The organism is Cupriavidus sp. 01L415 (assembly GCF_056400065.1).
Genome location: NZ_JBFTSP010000039.1, coordinates 1 through 16,854 on the forward strand (window position 1 = coordinate 1; position 16,854 = coordinate 16,854).

Sequence of the window (16,854 nt, forward strand, 5' to 3'; positions counted from 1 at the left end):
CTGCTGCAGTGGGTGCTGGATATCGCCTACTTTGACCGGCTGGGCCTGCCCCGCCTCGCCTAACCTCAACCTCTCGAACCGCCCGGTGCGGACCCGCACGCCGGGTGGTGTGGCAGGGGCGCAGCCACGATGGCTGTCCCCTATGCCGATTTGGCCGACTCCGCTCGATTCCGGTGCCCAAATCGCTTGTATGCCTCTTCAGTAGGGTGAGGCCGGCGCGCGGAAAATCCGTTGATACGCTGCGGTGCCGTGCACGTGCGAGCGCCGCCGCCATCGGATGCCCGTCCCCGGAAACCCGCGCCACGCAAGGCATGACGTCTGAAAAGCCGTCGTGGAAGACGCGCGGCCAACGGTCCGGATTCCGTGTGGCGAATTCAGCATCGCTAAGGTCAGTGTGCAGCCGAATTTAGTACGGGGGTAGCGGCCGCGCCTTACCATGGCGGGTCCTTCTCTGCCTGCCGCGCGGCTGGACCGCTGCGGCCCTGCATGTACGCAATCCTTCCCGCATTCGTCTCGGCGATTTTCCTCGGTTACGGCCTCTATGTGCTGGTGACCCAGGGCGTGACGCGCGTATCGGCATCGTTCTTCCTGCTGTGCTTCACCACGTTCGCCTGGCAGGGCACCTGGGCGTTCCTGTTCCAGGCGACGCACCCTGACGTCGCACTGGTGCTGGCCAAGGTCGGCTACCTGTTCATCATCTTCCTGCCCACCACGTTCTACCACTTCATCTGCGAGGTCACGGAGTGCCGGCGCGAGCGGCCTGCGCTGCTGGCGTCGTACGGGCTCAGCCTGATCCTGTCCGTCCTGCTGCTGACCACCAGCAACGTGGTGTCCGGCTACTACGTGCTGTTCTTCGGGGACTATCCCAAGGCAGGGCCGCTGCACCCGCTGCACGTATTGCAGACGGCGATCCTGGCGTGCCGTTGCGGCTGGCTGCTAATGGCCGCGCGCACCAACGCCACGGCGGAACGGCGCCGGCGCTTCAACCTCTGCCTGCTGAGCCTGGCGCTGTATTCGCTCGCCGCGGTGGACTATGCGGTCAACTATGGCTTCGCGTTCTATCCGCCGGGCGTGATCTTCATTGCGCTGAGCCTCGGCATCCTGGCCGTGAGCGTGGTGCGCTACGACCTGATGCACCCGTATTCGCTGGCCGCCACCGTGGCGCACGAGGTGCGCACGCCGCTGGCCACCATCCGCATGCAGGCGCAGGAAATGGCGCGGACCTTTCCGCAGGTGGTGCAGGGCTACCGGCTGGCCGTGGAGCAAGGGCTGGTCGAGGACCGCTTGCGGCCGGGACATCTCGAGCGTATGTGCCACCTGCTCGAGGGCATCACGCGCGAGGTCGATGGCACCAGCACGGTGATCGACATGGCGCTGGCGTCGGTGACGCTGGAACGGCTCGATCGCAGCACCTTCGCGCCGCATGGGCTGGCGGCCTGCGTGGACAACGCGCTGGAGCGGTATCCGTTCCAGCCGGACGAGCGCGCGCGTGTGCGCCTGGCGGCGATCGATCCCGCCTGGCGCTTCGTCGGGTCCGAGACGCTGCTGGTCTACGTGCTGTTCAACCTGCTGAAGAACAGCCTGTACGCGATTCGCGCGCATGGCGCCGGCCATATCGACATCACCGGCGCGGTGGAGCACAACTACTATCTGTTGCGTGTCCGCGACACCGGCCCGGGCATCCCGGCCGACGTGCTGCCGCGCATCTTCGACCCGTTCTTCTCCACCAAGGCCCACGGCAAGGGCAACGGCTTGGGGCTGGCGTTTTGCCGTCGCGTGCTGGAGGCATTCGGCGGCCGTATCGACTGCGCATCCGTGCCCGGCGCCCACACCACCTTTACGCTGCGCCTGCCGTGCTTCCAGCCGCTGGCGGACAGGCCGGAGAGCCGGTTTCCCGCCAGCGCCGCCGGCTGACCCAACGCCGGCGGGCACCACGATTGTCGTCGCCGCTTAGTTGGCGAGCGGCGGCAGGATCAGTTCATATTCCCTGACTTTCTCGATGATCTCCTTCGGGAAGCGCGTGATGCGCTTGTCCCGCCCGGCGAACACGATCTGCTGGTACCCCAGCGATACCGGCCGGCCGTCCACGCAGAAGCGGAACAGCAGATACGCGGAGCACTGGCGCACCTGGAACGTGTTCAGGTAGCAGTCCACATGCTGGAACGGGAAGGTTTCCTCCACATATTCCTGATGCGCGCGCTTGGTCACGAAGACGCCGCCGGCAGCCAGCAGGTTGCTGTGAATGCATTCGTGGAACCAGCGTTCGCGGCAGATGCCCTGCCACTCGAAGTAGCGGGCGAAATACGTGTTCATGAAGGCATTGGAATCCTTGAGGTAGATATCGATGGCATGGTGGAAGGTTTTTTGAGGCGGGGTCTCCGATACGTCCTGGGCAAGCAGGGCGGTACCGCGGTTCAGCACTTGGGGGATCACGTCTCGCATCAACATGGAACGACTCCTGTGTGACTGGCTGCGAGCGGCAGCCGACGCCTGCCCCGCCAGCAGTTGCGGGGCATGAGTCATTCTGCGTCACGGAGCGCTGCACGCGGGGATGGCGGCGAGGGGAGCGCCGCGCCCAAAGCAGAACGCCCCGGTGGCGGGACGTGTGTCCTGCAGCCGGGGCGTTTTACAGCGTGGATGCGGCGTGTGCCGCGCCAGCAAGTCAGCGATATGTGCCGATCACGCGCACGAACTTCTGGGTGTCATCCGCCGTGGTGGAGCGGACCTCGACGGTGCGCTGGTCACCGGCGGCCATGTAGGTCGGGAAGCCGATGGTGGCGCAGTTGCCGGCGGGGTTGATGCCCGTGCCATTGCCGGCGCTGGAGCCCTGGCCCAGCGTGGTGACCACTACCGAGCGCGCCTTGTACGACGGCACGTTGGTCTGGATCAGCGTGCGATCGAGCGGCGACGGGTTGGGCGCCACGTTCTTGCGCCCGAAGGCGAGGGCCCGATCCACCGGCTCGGCGTTCTGCGTCCAGCTGACGGTGGTGTCCAACTGCGCGTCGATCTTGCCATTGAGCGTCAGGAAGCCGAGGCTGGCCGGATCGATCGCATTCCAGGTCTCCCGCGCGATCACGGACGGCGTCATGATGGCGCCCGACGACGTCAGCGTGAACGTGTCGTCCGGCGTGGCGGACAGCGACGTCTTGTAGGACTGGTCGGCGTTCCGGTTCCAGACTTCGAAGGTGTAGCTGGCAAAGGTCGGTACGGCGTCGATGCCGTCGTCCGTCAGCGGCGTGGCGGCATACGTGTTGCCGCCGCTGGCCAGCGCGGCCCACGTCATCGTGTCGGCGGTGTTGAGCGGCCTGGCGGCGAGCACCACGGTGCTGCTGGACTGGCCCGAGTCTCCGATCGTGGCGTTCGGCGAAAAGGGATCGTTCGCCGCGTAGGTGAGCGAGCCGTTCAGGTTCTGCACGACCATGTTGGCAAACGTGCCGCAAACGCGCGAACGCGCCAGCACCACACCGGCGGCGGACAGGCCGGGGCCGGTCACGCGCACGAGCTGCACGTTCGCACCCGCTGCGCGCTGCGGATTCAGCAACACGCGCAACGCGGTTTCGTAGCGGGACACGATGCCGCCACCCGGGTTCTGCTCGACGACCTTACTGATCCGGCGCGTGACGGCGGCCTCGTAAGGGCGCTCGTTGCCGGTCAGGGTCCAGCCCGTCGCGGCCCGATTGGTCACCCGGCGCGAGAACTGGGACGTGGTGCCATCGGCGCGGACATACGGGAAGCGCACGAAGGCGTCATCCTCGTTGCTGCCATTCTTGCTGTTGAACAGCACGATCGGCGCCTGGAATTTGGCGCCGGTCATGTCAGCGGACGTCAGCAGCGCATCGAAATCATCGCGTGCCGAATAGCTGCTGTTCAGGTAGTTGCTGGCGAAGGCCGGTGCGCAGGCGCCCAGCAGTGCGGACACACTGGCGCGTGCCGACGGTGCCACGGCAAAGCAGGCCTGGAGACTGGCGCGGATGGCTTCGAACGTCGCGGCGTTGGTGCGGGCGGCCGGTGCCGGCAGGGCGGCGGGCGGGTTGGCGAGCGAACCCGGCGTCAGCGTCCGTTCCGGCACGGTGCCGCCGGACATGACGGCGCCCGTGGAGGCCACCTTCACGCCGGTGGAGGTCAGCGTAACCAGCACGCGGTCGATCACGGCATCGGCACCCTGGCCTTGCGTCGACAGCGGCGTGGAGATCGGGTCGAAGGCGCCGGCATCCAGCCCTGCGTCGGCCGCGATATTGGCCAGCACCGCGCGCAGCGCTGCCACGGCCTGCTGGACCTGGGCGCTGGTGACCTTGCTGTTCAGCGTGGCGGCGTTGATCAGGTCGAGCGGATTGCCGCCGACCAGCAGTGCCGCCAGCGCGTTCGTCAGCGGCGACACGTTCACCGTGGTCGTCGCGCCACTGGCCGGCTTGCTGGCCAGCACGGAAACGTAGCTGACGGTGCCGCCGCCCGCGTTGCCCGTGGCGACCACCACGAACGGTGCTCGGAAGTCGGATACATCGAAGCTGTACTTGCCATTGGCGTCGGCGATGCTCGTGCCGACAAGCCTGCCGTCCGCGTCACGGACGGTGACCGTCGCTCCGGCCATGAAGGCGCCGGATGCCGCCGTGCCTTGCACCGTGGCAGGCGACTTGGCCGCGCCATCTCCGCTGCCGCCACCTCCGCATGCCGACAACACCGCAACCGTCATCAGCGCCAGCGCGGGCGCCCATGCACGACCCCGCAAGCCCGGCTTGCGCATTTCCCGATGATTTCCCATGAAAAGTCTTCCTTTTTTTGATTGTTGTGACTCTGTTTTATGCGGCGACTGAATACGCCGGTCGGGATCATAGAAGGTCACATCTGTACCCACTTCCCCTCATCGGTTGGGTGTCGGTTCGGGTAACAATCCGGATACGAAGCCAATATGAAGCGACTCATAATCCATATCGATTGCGGGTTAACTGTCATATTTGTAAGCGCGTCAACCGGGTATATTTCAATGCGTTACGGATTATTACGAGCCAGGCCTGCGCCCCCCACAAACAAAAAGAACGAGACAGGCCGGCAATTCGTATCAGAGGAAAGCGCTGAAATCCGCGCATTGGCGTCCGGCTCACCGGACGCCAATGCCGCGCAATACAAGGGGAGCAGTCAGTCGTGCAAGGACCTGTGTCATGTCTGCAAGGGCTTATTCATGCCCGTGCGGGAGGGTTGTTGGATACGAATCCAACGTTTTACCTTCGTTATCTCACCACCGTGGCGATGTTGTCGTCGTTCTGTTATCCGCCCGGTAGCCGCAAATGCTGGACGCGACGTGTCAAGCTTGTTGCAATGTCCGCCATTCGGGCGCGCGCCGGGCAGACGTGGTTGCGCGCCGCCGGCTCGTGCGCACTGCTGCAGCGTGTGGTGGCTGCGCGGCCGGCGATGCTGGACAAGCCGTACCGCCCGCTTGGGGAGCGGGGCAAGAGCTTTCGCGAGCGAGTGCGCATGGTGCTGGATCACTACGGTGTCATGCACACCGTGCTGCCAGTCTGCGTGTCCGAACGTATCTACCTTGGCGATGGCCTGACGTGGCAGTCCGATGATGGCCGCTACGTGCTGCGGCTGGCCGATTCCGGTCCGAATCCCAAGGAAGGCGAGCTCGCGTTCTACTGGGTCGACACCCAGGCCGGGGTTTGCCTGGCGCAGATCAGCTTCTACCTGACGCATGACGATGATGACCCGGCGATTTTCATCGGCGGGCTGCAGGGCCCGATGGGCGAAAGCAGTCGCGAGCTGATCCGCATGGCGACCAAGGTATGCGAAGGCCTGCGCCCCAAGGATGTGGTGATGGAGGCCCTGCTGGGCTTTGCCGCCCAGATGCGGGCGCGTCGCATCGTCGCGGTGTCGCGCGCCAATCATGTCGGCCGCCAGCGCCATACCCCGCGCGAGATCCAGGCCGACTACGAAGGCTTCTGGATGGAGGCCCACGGCCAGCCAATGCCGAATGGCAACATCGACATTCCCGTGTGCCAGCCCCAGCGCGATATCAACGAGATTCCGTCCAAGAAGCGTTCGGCCTGGCGCCGCAAGCAGGCGCTGGCGGAGACCGTGCGTCACGCGGTGGGCGCCTGGCTGCGTGCCGATGCCACCCCCGCGGAAAACGATCCGCGCGTGCCGCACGTCGCTTTCGCCGCCGCCTGATCGGGTTTCACGCCCGTCTTGCCACTCTCGGCAACCCCGACCTGCCCATGCGCGGCAGGTCGGGGCGGTAAACCCTAGTAGTCTAGCCACCTAGACTTTTATAGAGTCCGGTATCCCCCTGACGCGCCCGCGGGCGCGCTGCGCATGCCGGACGCCCCTGCCACCGACCTTCTCTCCCGTAGCCGCGAGCCGGTCTACCTGCAACTCGCCACCATTTTTCGCCGCCAGATCGAAAGCGGCGTGTGGCGGCCGGGCGAGCAGATTCCATCGCTCGACGCCCTGTGCCGGCAATACGGCGTGGCGCGGATGACGATGCATCACGCGCTGTCCGAGCTCGACGCCGAAGGCCTGGTGGCCCGTGCGCGCGGTCGGGGCACCTTCGTCAAGGCCGCGGGCCGCGCGCGGCGTCAGCTTGCATTGCCCATCAGCTGGGACCAGGCCGTGGCCGTGGGGGACCAGCTTTCCACCGAGGCGATGGTCGAATCCACCGCCGATGTGCCGTTGCCCGACGACCTGGGCATGCCCTGCGACGGCCGCCGCGCCGACGCCTATCACTTCCTGCGCCGCGCGCATCGCGTGGACGGCCGTCCGTTTGCCGTGGGCGAGGTCTATATCGCCGCCGATGTGTTCGCGCGCGAACCCGAAGCGTTCCGCCACGGCGCCTCCGTCCCGGTCATCGATCGTTTTCCCGGCCTCAAGGTCAACGCCGCGCGCCAGCGCCTGTCGATCGTGGCCGCCGGCGCGGCATCGGCCGGTGCGCTGGAGCTGGGCGTGGGCGCGCCGGTCGCGGAGCTGCGCCGCTTTGCCTGCGTCGACAACGTGATCGTCTATTACGCCCGCATCGAATTCCCGACGGAGTACGTCTGCCTGGATTTCGACCTGCTGGCCCCGCATTCCTGACACCCCAACAAGAACGGAACCTGCAACATGGAGACTACCCAACCGGTGAGCGGCGCGAATGGTGCGAATGGTGCAAACGGTGCGATGAACGGGGCCGAGAGCCTCGTCAAGACGCTGCTGGCCTGTGGCGTGGACACCTGCTTCGCCAACCCGGGCACGAGCGAGATGCACTTCGTCGCCGCGCTGGACCGCATTCCCGGCATGCGCTGCGTGCTCGGGCTGTTCGAAGGCGTCGTCACCGGCGCGGCCGATGGCTATGCGCGCATGGCGGACAAGCCAGCGGCCACGCTGCTGCATTGCGGTCCGGGTCTGGCCAATGGGCTGGCCAACCTGCATAACGCCCGCCGTGCGCAGACGCCGATCGTCAACATCATCGGGGACCAGGCCACCTATCACCGTCCGCTCGATGCGCCGCTGACAGCCGACACCGAAGGCTGGGCGCGCCCTGTCTCCGTCTGGACGCGTACCGCCACGCACGCCGCGTCGGTCGGTGCCGATGCCGCCACCGCCGTGCAGGCCGCGCGTTCCGCGCCGGGCGGCGTCGCCAGCCTGATCCTGCCGTCCGACGTGTGCTGGGATGCCGGCGGCCAGGTGGCCGCGCCACTGCCGGCGATTCCGGTGCCCCGCGTGTCGCCCGATGCCGTGCAGCATGCCGCGCGCGTGCTGCGCAGCGGGCAGCCCACGCTGATCCTGCTGGCCGGCAATGCGCTGCGCGAAGGCGCGCTGGCCGATGCCCATCGCATCGCCGCCACCACCGACGCGCGCCTGATCACGCCGATGTCGAATGCCCGCGTCACGCGCGGTCAGGGGCGGCTGGCCGTCGATCGCATTCCGTACTCCGGCGATGCCGCGCGCAGCAAGCTGGCGGGCATCCGCAACGTGATCCTGGTGGGCGCGCCGGCACCGGTGACGTTCTTCGCGTATCCCGGCAAGTCGCCTCGCCCCTACCCGGACGATGCCGTGATTCACGTGCTGGCGCGTCCGGAAGAAGACCCCGGCGAGGCGCTGGCGCGTCTGGCCGACGAGCTCGGCGCACGCAATGCCCCGCTGCCCGCGTCGGCACCGGTGTCGCATGAACCCGCGAAAGGTGCTGTGACATCGGAAGCCGTGGCGCAGACGCTGTCCGCGTTGCTGCCGGAGCAAGCCGTGGTGGTGGAGGAAAGCGTGAGCTTTGGCCGCGCGTTCTACCCCGGCACCGTGCACGCCGCCCCGCACGACTGGCTGCAGCTGACGGGCGGTGCCATCGGTGCCGGCCTGCCGCTGGCCACGGGTGCCGCCATTGCGGCGCCGGATCGTCGTGTGGTGGCGTTGCAGGCCGATGGCTCGGGCATGTACACGCTGCAATCGCTGTGGACGATGGCGCGCGAGAAGCTGGACGTCACCATCGTGCTGCTGGCCAACCGCAAGTACGCGATCCTGCTGGGCGAGCTGGCCGGCGTGGGCGCCAACCCGGGCAAGACCGCGCTCGACATGCTGGACATCGGCAATCCGGACCTCGACTGGGTCAAGATGGCCAACGGCATGGGCGTGGAGGCCGCGCGCGCCGACAATATGGAAGCCTTCGCCGACCTGTTCCGCATGGCCAACCAGCGCAAGGGTCCGTTCCTGATCGAACTGGTGATCTGACCGGCCGGGCTTTTCCGTTTCCCAGTAGGAGATCGCAATGCTGCAACTTCGCCCTGGCTGTGAATGCTGTGACAAGGATCTGCCGCCCGATTCGGCCGACGCCCGCATCTGTTCGTTCGAATGCACGTTCTGTGCGGACTGCGCGGACAAGGTGCTGGCCGGCCGCTGCCCCAATTGCGGCGGCGAGCTGGTGGCGCGCCCGCGCCGACCCGCTGACAAGCTTGCGCGGCACCCGGCCTCCACCGAGCGCGTGTTCAAGCCCGAGGGTTGCGCCAGCGCTGCGTGAGTGACGTCGCCCCGGGGCATCTTCCACCCGGGGAATTCCAGCCTTCGGGAGATGTGAATGGTCGCGCCGGCGGGCATCGGGCAAGCTGCCCGTCACGACAGATATCGATCAAGGAGCCCCCATGTCTCACCCCGTTGATGCGGCGGCCACGGCGTCCGGTCCGGACAAGCAATACGCCGAGGCGCTCGCGGCCGGCCAGTTCCGCATCCAGCTGTGCCACGACTGCAATCGCCATGTCTTCTATCCGCGCAATATCTGCCCCCATTGCGGCGGTGACGCGCTGACATGGACGGCGCCCGCCGGCACGGGCACGGTGTATTCGACCAGCGTGGTCCGGCGCAAGCCCGAGGCCGGCGGCGACTACAACGTGGCGCTGATCGATCTCGATGAAGGCGTGCGCATGATGAGCCGGGTGGAGGGCATCGCGCCGAAGGACGTGCGCATCGGCATGCGCGTCAGAGCGCGCGTGGCGGCGGCGAAGCGTGACGCCGCGAGCGAGGCCGAAGGTCAGTCCGAAAGCCCGTCCGAGCCCGCGCTGGTGCTCTTCGATCCGGTGGAGGGCTGACACCATGCACGCCTCTTCCTTGCGCGGCAGCGTCGCGATCGTCGGCGTGGGCCAGGCCGGCCTGGGCGAAGCCCACGGCAAGACCGAGATGGAAATCCTGGTGGAAGCGGCCAAGGCTGCGGTCCGGGATGCGGGGATGTCGATGCGCGACATCGACGGCATCGCCACCGCCAGTGTCGGCGCGACCATGTGGGTAATGCCCGTGGCCGAATACCTCGGCATCCAGCCGAAATTCGTCGACAGCACGATGATCGGCGGCTCCAGCTTCGTATCGCACATGCTGCCCGCCATGATGGCGCTGGAGGCGGGCCTGTGCGACGCGGTTCTGGTCTGCTACGGCAGTAACCAGCGGACGTCGACGGTGGGCCGCGCGGGCATCTCGAAGGTGCGGGCGAAGCTCGATCCGCAGCCCTACGAGAACCCGTACGCGCCGCTGCAGCCGATTACCTCGTACGCGCTGGCCGCGGCGCGGCACATGCATCAGTACGGCACCACGCGCGAGCATCTGGCCGAGGTGGCCGTGGCGGCGCGCAAGTGGGCGCAGATGAACCCGGAAGCGATGATGCGCGACCCGCTCAGCATCGACGATGTGCTGAACGCGCGCATGGTGTCCGATCCGCTGAGCGTACGCGACTGCTGTCTGGTGACCGACGGCGCCGGCGCGTATGTGATGGTGCGCGCGGACCGCGCGAAGTCGCTGGCAAAGCCGCCGGTGTACGTGTTGGGCAACGCCACGGCGACGTGGCACCGGCAGATCTCGTGCATGCCCGACCTGACCGTGACGGCCGCGAAGGAATCGGGCGAGCGCGCGTTTGCCATGGCGGGCCTCAAGCCGTCTGACGTGGATGTGCTGGAGCTCTACGACGCCTTCACCATCAACACGATCCTGTTTCTCGAAGACCTGGGCTTCTGCGCCAAGGGTGAGGGCGGCGCGTTCGTCGCCGGCGGCGCAATCGCGCCGGGCGGACGGTTGCCGGTAAACACCAACGGCGGCGGCCTGTCATGCGTGCATCCGGGCATGTACGGCATGTTCATCACGATCGAGGCCGTACGGCAGTTGCGCGGGGAATGCGGCGAACGGCAGGTGCAGGGCGCGGAAATCGCGCTGGTGCACGGCAATGGTGGCACGCTGTCGAGCCAGTCGACCGCATTGCTGGGGACGGCAGCCGCGTTGTAACGCGTTGCGGTTTGCTCTCAGGTTGGCGTGGGGCTCGAGCGGTTGCGCTAATGACGTTTGTCGGCAGCGTGGCCCACGGCTCAAAGCGCCAACCGTTCCTTCGCGACCTGCTCAACGATCGACGCCTGCAACTTGTCCCGCGAGACCTTGAGAGGATTGCGGTTTGGCAACGCAGACATCCAACGTTTGAACTTGGCGAAATCCTGAGGATCGATCGTCCTCATTCGAGCCATCTTTCCGGTGACCGACACGATCGGCACGCTGAAAGGCTTCGCGCCGAGGAACGCGCTCGCGCGGTGAGCCTGGACCGCCCAGAGATCATCCTCATCGTCGGTCAATCGGAGGGGATGGGGGTCCGTGGTATTGGCGGCCTCGCGGCGAATGATGTCGACCTCAAAGCCTTTCGCGTTCACGGCCGTGGAAGGTTGGTCCTCGCGCAACTCGAAGGTTTTATCGACCTTGCGGAGGGCATTCAGCATCGTCGTGTCCGTCTCCTTCATCTGGGACCAGAACTGAACGCGCTTGCGGGTACCCCAGCGCAGGTCCACATCCCGTGTAGCCAGCGCGCCTTCCTCAAAGCGAACGCCTGCGGCGGCTTCGTAAGCGTAGAGCGCGTGAGTCCCGATGACGATGAAGTGCTCGGCGATATTGAGCTGGTCCAACATAGCGAGGATGCCAACGAGCAGGTCAGGCGCGCGCCCGACGTGCACCGCGCGGTTGATTCGCTGGTGCTTCTCCAGCTCGGTTCTGAGCGTCTTCACACGCGCTTCGTCGACTTCCTTGCGCGTCTTGAACTTGGTGTAGATGGCCTCAGTGTCTTCCGACCGCGGGCCGATGCTCCGATGGCTTGCGTCCGCGCCTGTCTTGATGAGGTAATCGCGGCCCTTGATCGTCCGCCAGACCATGCCACCGCGGACCTCCGCAGCTTTCTTCCGGGCGGCCTCCAGCGCCTCGAACACCATCTTGGCGTCGATGTATTGCCGCAGGGCGTCCTCGCCGATTTCGAGCCAGCGTTCCATCGTTTCAAAGCAAAATTGTGATTTGTCAAATTTACTTTGAAACCGGCCTGCGATCTTGATTTGGCGAGGGCTTTCACAGCCCAGCGCCCGCGCGTACTGGGGCGAAAGGCGGCCTTAGGGAATTCGGAATGGCACCCAGCCTGTACCCGGCGCACACTGGCCGCGCCGGCTGCATGCGGCATGTGTCATTCCGATCGACCTGTTCATCGCGCGCCCCATGTCCTCATTTCGTCCTGTCCATATCCACGAGATTCCCCCGTACTGGGCCAGTCGTGCCCCCGAGGCGCCCTGTCTGTATGAAGCCGGCGCGGTGATTCGCTACGGCGAATTGATGCACCGCATCGAAGGTGTGCGTAACTGGCTGGTGGCGCAGGGTGTGGGCGTGGGGGACCGCGTCATGGTCGTGGGCGAGAACTGCAGCGAGATGGTGTCGGTGCTGTTTGCCTGCAGCCTGCTGCAGGCGTGGCCGGTCAATGTCAATGCGCGGCTGTCGCCGCGTGAGGTCGACACCATTCGCGCCCATGCGGAACCGCAACTCACGCTGTTCACGGGCAACGTATCCGATGTGGCGGCCGCCCATGCGGCGCGGCTGGGGGCCGTGCCCGCCGGTTGCACGGCGATGTCCGATGGGGTCAGCGCCCTGCGTGCCTCGCACGCGACGGCGCGTGTATCCGATGAGGAAGCGCGCGCGGTCGCGACCCTGATCTACACCTCGGGAACCACGGGCGCACCGAAAGGCGTGATGGTGCCGCACGCGGGTCTGACGCAGTTTGCACGGATCTCCGCGCAGTCACGCGACCTCGGCGCCGGCGACATTGCCTACGCGGCATTGCCGATGTCGCATATCTTCGGCATCGCCACGGTCCTGATGGCCACGCTGTACGCGGGCGCTGCGCTGTTCCTGCGCCCGCGCTTCGATGCCGACGATGTCTTTGCCGCGCTGGCGTCTCCCGGCGTGACCATCCTGCAAGGCGTGCCGACCATGTTCACGCGCATCATGGCCGTGGCATCGGGCCATGGGTCGGCCTCATCGTCGCTGGATGCACAGGCGCTGGCGCCCCGCCTGCGCTATCTCTACACCGGCGGCGCGCCGCTCGATCCGACGCTCAAGCGGGACGTGGAGGCGTGGTTCGGCCAGCCCCTGCATCATGGCTACGGCATCACGGAATACGCGGGATCGCTGTTCCTGACGCGCCAGGATGCGCCGCGCGACGATTGCTCCGCCGGCTATATCGTCGAAGGCGTGGAGATCGCCATCACCGATGCGGACGGCCTGCCAGTGCCCGCAGGCGAGCGCGGGCAGATCCGCGTGCGCGGACCCGGCGTGATGCGCGGCTACTATCGCAACCCCGCGCAAACGGCCGAGGCGTTGCTGCCAGGCGGCTGGCTCAATACGGGCGATCTCGGCTACCTGGACGCTGATGGCGCGCTCTTCATCTCCGGGCGGTCGAAGGATCTCATCATCCGTTCCGGCTTCAATGTCTACCCGATCGAGGTCGAGGCGGTCATCAATGCGTTCCCGGGCGTGCGGCAATCCGCGGTCGTGGGCCGCCGCACGACCGATGGCAACGAGGAAGTGGTTGCCTTCATCGAAACGCATGGGGGCGCTCCGGACCGCACCGCGCTGGACGCCTACCTGCGCGACAGCCTGGCGCCCTACAAGCGACCCGCGGAAATCCGCGTGATCGACACCATCCCCACCACGGCCAGCGGCAAGCTGCTGAAGCAGCCGCTGCGCGCGATGCTCGAATAGCCAGGTTCATTCACCGACAAAACGAGATTGGAGGAGACGATGAAAGGATGGAAAACAGCGGTGGCGCTGGGGCTGGCGCTCGCCCAGGGCATGGCGTGGGCGGACGCGTACCCGTCAAGGCCGGTGCGATTGATCGTGGGGTATGCGCCGGGCGGTCCGGTGGATACCGCCGCGCGCATCTATGCGGACTACATGGGGCGCGTGCTGAAGCAGCCGGTGGTCGTGGACAACCGCGCGGGCGCGAGCGGTGCGATTGCCGCGGACATGACGGCGAAGTCGACACCGGACGGCTACACGCTCTACTTTGTCGCGAGTCCGACGATGACGATGACGCCGCTGATCCAGAAATCGGTCAACTTCAATCCGCTGAAGGATTTCAGCTACGTGGGGCTGATTACCGACTACACCAACGTGCTGGTGATCAATAAGGACTTCCCGGCGAAGAACGTGCAGGAGCTGGTGGACTATGCGCGCAAGCATCCGGAAGGGGTGGCGTTCGGTTCCGCCGGTGTGGGCGCGTCGAATCACCTTTCGGCGGAACTGCTGGCGCAGATGAGTGGCGTGAAGATGCTGCACGTGCCCTACAAGGGCAATGCGCCCGCCATGGCCGACGTCATGAGCGGCAAGGTCGCCTTCATGTTCGACATTACCGGCACGGCCATCGGCCACGTGCAGGGCGGCAAGGTGCGCGCGCTGGCGGTGACATCGAAGGCACGCAATGCCGCGATGCCCACGGTGCCGACCATGGTCGAGTCGGGGCTGAAGGACTATGACCTGACCGGCTGGTATGCGCTGGTGGGGCCACCAAAGCTCCCCGCCGACGTGGTCGACCGGCTCGTCAAGGCACAGAAGACAGTGGGCGCGGATCCCGCCTTCCAGCAGAAGATGACGCAGGTGGGATATGACCTGGACGTGACCGGGCCGAAGCCGCTGGCGGACCGCATCGAGCGGGAGCTGAACCTGTGGGGCGGGGTGGTGAAGGCGGCAAAAATCCAGGTGGAGTGAGCGGGCGCGGGAGATCGCGCGCAGGCCGACGCAAAGGCGCGGGATAACCCGGCGCCTTTGTGTTATTGCGCTTTAGCGTCCAACGTCGGCCCATGCCTGCATCGCCTGCCCGCCAGCGTTGTCGCCGGTCCACAGAATGATCCTGCCTTCGGCCTCCGGATCGTCCCTGCCGCCGACCGTGACCGTGTCCTGATGAAATAGCGGCGCCAGTCCGCGGAAACCGAAGCGACGTACCTTCGCATCCGGGCGCGCGTGCCGCAGCAGTTCCAGCGTCAGCATCGCCTGCAGTGGCCCATGCACGATCAGGCCCGGATAGCCTTCCACATCGCGCACGTAGTCCAGGTCATAGTGGATGCGGTGACCATTGAACGTCAGCGCGGAGAAGCGGAACAGCAGCACGGGGTCTGCCACAAGCTCGCGGCCGAACTGCGCCACCTGCTCCAGGCGCGGACGAGGCGACTGCGGCTGGCCCTTTTCCGGCATCGCGCGATAGACGATATCGTGGCGCTCCGTCAGCGCGGTCTCGCCGTCCACCGTGAGCACATGTTCGACCGTCACGAACCACAGTTCGCCAGTGCGGCCGGACTTGTGCTGGACATCCGTGATCGTCGACGTCCTGGTCACGGTGTCGCCCACGCGCAGGCCGCGCGCAAACGTCAATTCACCGCCGGCCCACATCCGGCGCGGCAGCGGCACGGGCGGTAGGAAGCCGCCGAGCGCGGGATGGCCATCGGCACCGAGCACGTGCTGCGGCGCGCGCGGCAGGAAATAGAGCCAGTGCCAGAGCGGCGGCAGCGGCTGGCGGGCAACGGCGTCGCCATCGAGATCGAACGTGGCGGCCAGCGCGAGAACGGGCTCTATCGCCAGGGTCTCGGTGCGGGTCTCCGAGCGGCCGATCCATTCGCGCAGCTCGGCGACGGTCGGGGAGGCGGCGGGGGTGGGGTGTGTAGTCATCGGGATCTCTGCAACAGGTTCAGCGAGCGGCCGGCAGCCAGTTCTCGACGTTGGCCTCGGTTTCCAGTCGCCACACGCGCGCGATGATGGCGCGCATGTCGGCTTCCGTGGCGCCGTGGCGGAAGGCGCCGAGCTGGATCGCCTTGGCCTCCAGTTCGGGCCGCGTCAGCGTATTTTCCGGGTCGCCCTTTGGCACGTCCACGCGTGCCCCCAGCGTGCGGCCATCGGTCGTGCGCACCGTCACGCGGCCGATCCACTGGCGCGGATAGGCGGCATTGATTTCGTCATCGAGCGCCATCGACACCTTGTCGCGGAATGCCGCGACCTGCGCATCGCGCAGCGCGTGTTCCTCGAACTCTCCCAGGCCGGCATGCGCATACACGGCAACGAGGCCGAGCACCGTGCCCATCGAGAACTTGGCCTGATGGATCGTCGACGGATTGACCACGGGCCCCAGCACGTCGATGGCACCCTGGTGCACGTGCGCGGTGACGGCGGCGATCTGTTCGGCATGCAGTCCTTCGCGTTGCATCAGCGCCTTGAGGGCGTCGGCGGCGGGGTGGGTGTGGCGGCACGAGGCGAAGAACTTGAACGACGTCTCGGCCGTGGCCCAGCGCGTGCCGAGACCATCGGTCAGCGCGGCGGGACTGGCGTCGCTCGACATGCCGGCGGCCATGCCTTGCGCGCCTTCGAGGATCTGGCGGGCACCGGTGAAGCCCGCGCGCGCCAGCCACGCCGACTGCAGCCCGTCGGCGGCGGCCTTTGCGGTATGCAACTGCTTGGAATCGGCGGCGTCGCGCAGGAATTCCCACAGGCCCGCGGCCTGTGTGCCGGCGGAGCCGAGCGCCTGGTTGATGCCTTCGGCGTCCATGCCGTACAGCTTGGCGACGGCCGCCGCGGCGGCCAGCGTGCCGACCGTGCCCGTCGTATGGAACACGCGGTAGTGCGAGCGGCCCATGAATTCGCCGATGCGGATGCCAGCCTCGTAGCCGGCGATTGATGCCAGCAGCACCTCGGCACCGCTCTTGCCCTCCGCCTGCGCGGCGGCCAGGACCGCCGGAAACACCACGGCCGCCGGGTGCAGCACCGATCCGTTGTGGACGTCATCCTGCTCCACGACGTGGGAGGATGCGCCGTTGATCAGCGCGGCAAAGTACGGCGACGTGCGGCGACGATCGACGAGGACTTCCGCATCACCGTCGCGCGGCCCCATCGCCGCCGCGAACTCCTGGATGCGGCGAATGGCGGGTGCGTCCTTGCCGGCGATGGCGGAGGCGATCCAGTCCAGGAACAGGTCCTTGGTGCGCTCGATGACCGGCGCGGGCACATCGTCGAGCGTCAGGCGGGCCAGGAATTCGCACAGCTGACGCGTGGGATAGGTGGATTCGGCGTTGACGGACATGG

14 protein-coding genes are annotated in these 16,854 nt (G+C 66.7%); 9 read left to right on the plus strand and 5 right to left on the minus strand.

The genetic code is table 11. From position 1 onward, the window contains the following. Positions 1 to 486 precede the first annotated feature (486 nt). Complete coding sequence (locus AC1DOX_RS28445; protein ID WP_441623610.1) at positions 487 to 1,914, plus strand: sensor histidine kinase; 1,428 nt, start codon at positions 487 to 489, stop codon at positions 1,912 to 1,914. A 36-nt stretch (positions 1,915 to 1,950) separates the two neighbouring features. Here the strand turns inward: AC1DOX_RS28445 and AC1DOX_RS28450 are convergent, their stop codons facing one another. Both AC1DOX_RS28450 and AC1DOX_RS28455 read right to left on the minus strand, forming a co-directional pair. Next, positions 1,951 to 2,448: an acyl-CoA thioesterase gene (locus tag AC1DOX_RS28450; RefSeq protein ID WP_092142885.1), complete on the minus strand. Its 498-nt coding sequence runs from the start codon at positions 2,446 to 2,448 to the stop codon at positions 1,951 to 1,953. A gap of 214 nt (positions 2,449 to 2,662) precedes the next feature. After that, positions 2,663 to 4,759, minus strand: coding sequence for an Ig-like domain-containing protein (locus tag AC1DOX_RS28455; RefSeq protein WP_441623613.1), 2,097 nt, complete (start codon positions 4,757 to 4,759; stop codon positions 2,663 to 2,665). A gap of 485 nt (positions 4,760 to 5,244) precedes the next feature. On the opposite strand from AC1DOX_RS28455, the gene AC1DOX_RS28460 reads away from it, so the two are divergent. The 6 genes from AC1DOX_RS28460 (at position 5,245) to AC1DOX_RS28485 (ending at position 10,719) form a co-directional block, all read left to right on the plus strand. Next, on the plus strand, positions 5,245 to 6,165 hold the full coding sequence (locus AC1DOX_RS28460) for a DUF535 family protein (protein ID WP_441623657.1): 921 nt from the start codon (positions 5,245 to 5,247) through the stop codon (positions 6,163 to 6,165). A gap of 144 nt (positions 6,166 to 6,309) precedes the next feature. Beyond that, positions 6,310 to 7,065, plus strand: coding sequence for a GntR family transcriptional regulator (locus AC1DOX_RS28465; RefSeq protein WP_441623615.1), 756 nt, complete (start codon positions 6,310 to 6,312; stop codon positions 7,063 to 7,065). A gap of 84 nt (positions 7,066 to 7,149) precedes the next feature. Continuing rightward, on the plus strand, positions 7,150 to 8,691 hold the full coding sequence (locus tag AC1DOX_RS28470; RefSeq protein ID WP_441623659.1) for an acetolactate synthase large subunit: 1,542 nt from the start codon (positions 7,150 to 7,152) through the stop codon (positions 8,689 to 8,691). 37 nt (positions 8,692 to 8,728) lie between these two features. Beyond that, positions 8,729 to 8,977, plus strand: coding sequence for a DUF1272 domain-containing protein (locus AC1DOX_RS28475; protein WP_441623617.1), 249 nt, complete (start codon positions 8,729 to 8,731; stop codon positions 8,975 to 8,977). Positions 8,978 to 9,098: 121 nt separating this feature from the next. After that, positions 9,099 to 9,542, plus strand: coding sequence for a Zn-ribbon domain-containing OB-fold protein (locus AC1DOX_RS28480; RefSeq protein WP_441623619.1), 444 nt, complete (start codon positions 9,099 to 9,101; stop codon positions 9,540 to 9,542). Positions 9,543 to 9,546: 4 nt separating this feature from the next. Then, positions 9,547 to 10,719, plus strand: coding sequence for a thiolase (locus tag AC1DOX_RS28485; protein ID WP_441623621.1), 1,173 nt, complete (start codon positions 9,547 to 9,549; stop codon positions 10,717 to 10,719). 80 nt (positions 10,720 to 10,799) lie between these two features. Here AC1DOX_RS28485 and AC1DOX_RS28490 read toward each other — a convergent pair whose 3' ends face one another. Further along, entirely contained in the window at positions 10,800 to 11,738 is a 939-nt protein-coding gene (locus AC1DOX_RS28490) for a GSU2403 family nucleotidyltransferase fold protein (RefSeq protein WP_441623623.1), read from the minus strand. 217 nt (positions 11,739 to 11,955) lie between these two features. On the opposite strand from AC1DOX_RS28490, the gene AC1DOX_RS28495 reads away from it, so the two are divergent. Together AC1DOX_RS28495 and AC1DOX_RS28500 are read left to right on the plus strand one after the other, a co-directional pair. After that, positions 11,956 to 13,491, plus strand: coding sequence for a class I adenylate-forming enzyme family protein (locus tag AC1DOX_RS28495; RefSeq protein ID WP_441623625.1), 1,536 nt, complete (start codon positions 11,956 to 11,958; stop codon positions 13,489 to 13,491). Between the two features lie 39 nt (positions 13,492 to 13,530). Continuing rightward, positions 13,531 to 14,496, plus strand: a complete 966-nt coding sequence (locus AC1DOX_RS28500; protein WP_441623627.1) for a Bug family tripartite tricarboxylate transporter substrate binding protein — start codon at positions 13,531 to 13,533, stop codon at positions 14,494 to 14,496. Positions 14,497 to 14,568: 72 nt separating this feature from the next. Here AC1DOX_RS28500 and AC1DOX_RS28505 read toward each other — a convergent pair whose 3' ends face one another. Next, a complete protein-coding gene (locus AC1DOX_RS28505) occupies positions 14,569 to 15,450 on the minus strand; it encodes an HTD2 family dehydratase (RefSeq protein WP_441623629.1) in 882 nt (293 codons plus the stop codon). Positions 15,451 to 15,469: 19 nt separating this feature from the next. Continuing rightward, positions 15,470 to 16,852, minus strand: a complete 1,383-nt coding sequence (locus AC1DOX_RS28510; RefSeq protein ID WP_441623631.1) for an MmgE/PrpD family protein — start codon at positions 16,850 to 16,852, stop codon at positions 15,470 to 15,472. Positions 16,853 to 16,854 lie beyond the last annotated feature (2 nt).